Genomic DNA, 1,869 nt, shown 5'->3' with positions numbered 1-1,869 from the left:
AAGGGCGTCCTCAAAAATCGAGGACGCCCTTTCCCTTTTTATCTACATTTCAATACGGTCAGTTATTTGGTGCTCACTGTGATTGTACACCTCTCATGGTTCGTTGAGTAAACAATTGTATCAACGAAAAAACTGCTCAACCTGAAATCAGCTGAACAGTTCAATAAGCCTACTTCTTAATCACCAAAGTCTTATTCCCACTAACATACTGCCCGTTAGCCAACATCAGCCGCGTCGTCAGGTGGTAGTCTCGAATGGCGGTCACCTTCAGCACGCTACCACGCTTGTATTGCCGCGCTACCCGGCCAGACAGATCAACGTGATGGTAGCCGTTCAGTCCCTTAGCGGCAATCACTTTAATCTTAATCGGCCGACTCTGGTAGTACACCGGCTGGACATACTGGCTATTCGCGGTGATGTATCCACGCCGATCGTTGGTCAGTGAGTGGTGATTGATGTTCCGACTCCCACCCAAACTGCCCGCCAATCCTGATGCCACAAAACGCCAAAGCCCACTAACCAACCCAACCCACGCGAATCCATGTACTTCCCCCAACCACCGTGCTAAGCTGGCGGCAACACAGAGAGAACGTGAAAACATGCTAAAAGACTTTGAAGCATTCAGTATTGACGGTCACTACCACCGGGGCTGTAACATCGAACAGGACGTGCCGAGCGTCCTCCGGTGGTATCGCCGCTACTGTCGGCAAGAAGACCGGGTGGAGTACCCCCTGATGAACATCGTGGCCAACCGGCTGTCGGACCTACACGCGGGGCGCATCATCGGGGCGGTTCGGCCCCAGGCCGTGCCCGTGCAAGCGGCCTCGGAGGTTCTGTACCGTCTGAACGTGGAGCTGTACGCCCATGGTGGCCGCAACACGGGCTGGGATTGGCAACCGTACGTCGGCATCGCCTTTTCGCAAATGACCATCTGGGACTTCTACCTGATTCGTTACCGCGAGTGGATCCTGGCCACGACGCACCTGGCGACTGACTACGAGGACCTGCCCTGGTGCTTTCCGTTACCCTATACGGATTCGCAAATAGATGCGGACCTCATCGACCAACTGGAACGACTCTACTGGGTGTTCAAGGGGGATCCCGTCAAGCCAACGACGGATCCGGCCCCGTGGATTACACAGGAGGCCATCTTCATCATCTTGGGGTCGCTGGGGTATAACCTGAATTTGCACAGTCCGGACTACTACCGCGCCTTCATGGACGATCAGACCAGGCGCTTCAGCGACCGCGTGAACCGCTACTTCACGAGTGAGAACAACTATCTGGAATTCGATACTTGGAAATTGTAGGTATGCCAAATAGGAAAATGTTTAATGCGGGGGTGTCCAATCCTGTCAGAAAAGATGTGGTAGTATTAAGCCAATAACTATATTAACGTGGGGGAATTTTAAATGACTACGAATCCTTTATTTGTTAAATTAAGCCCGAGAGTTGAAGAAGATACTAATGTAAAGAAACTGGAGACAACTATTAGCGAATATTTAGACAACTTAAATGTGTCTGGCTTTTTATTGAGTGGGCCCTTAGCAACTGATCCTAAGGGGGAACAGTATGATTACAAGGATGGTTTTATTCTGTTAATACCTAATCACAAGGTAATGATTTCAACCGTAAAAGGGGAAGATTTTAAGACGGATAATTTTTCGGATTTCGTTAGTGACTTTGAAGAAGACTTAAGCGCGTTGTCGGATAAATATGATCATAAAAGTGTTATTGGCAGACGCCGAACATGGGAGAAATTAATTGTGGACGTCAGTTTAGATGATTTATTAGAAGCTGTCTAAAATCTCTTAAGTAATAGTGCTAAAAACGCTAAAACGACCATTTGCAGACTGGTGGTTAATTGAC

Annotated in this window: 3 protein-coding genes; 2 read left to right on the top strand and 1 reads right to left on the bottom strand. The window is 48.8% G+C overall.

Annotation, left to right across the window (positions count from 1 at the left end):
- Nucleotides 1-169: 169 nt before the first annotated feature.
- Nucleotides 170-499 carry a DUF5776 domain-containing protein gene (locus EKM84_RS14055; protein WP_125766278.1) on the bottom strand — a complete coding sequence of 110 codons (330 nt, stop codon included), beginning with the start codon at nucleotides 497-499 and terminating at the stop codon, nucleotides 170-172.
- 100 nt (nucleotides 500-599) lie between these two features.
- On the opposite strand from EKM84_RS14055, the gene EKM84_RS14050 reads away from it, so the two are divergent.
- Nucleotides 600-1,310 (top strand): hypothetical protein, encoded by a 711-nt coding sequence (locus EKM84_RS14050; protein WP_125766277.1) that lies wholly within the window; start codon nucleotides 600-602, stop codon nucleotides 1,308-1,310.
- A 102-nt stretch (nucleotides 1,311-1,412) separates the two neighbouring features.
- Nucleotides 1,413-1,805 (top strand): hypothetical protein, encoded by a 393-nt coding sequence (locus EKM84_RS14045; protein WP_125766276.1) that lies wholly within the window; start codon nucleotides 1,413-1,415, stop codon nucleotides 1,803-1,805.
- The last annotated feature ends 64 nt before the right edge of the window (nucleotides 1,806-1,869 follow it).

It is taken from the genome of Levilactobacillus mulengensis (assembly GCF_003946045.1).
GTDB classification, from domain to species: domain Bacteria; phylum Bacillota; class Bacilli; order Lactobacillales; family Lactobacillaceae; genus Levilactobacillus; species Levilactobacillus mulengensis.
The sequence above is the reverse complement of the archived record's forward strand: the minus strand, read 5'-3'. Positions and strand labels throughout refer to the sequence as shown.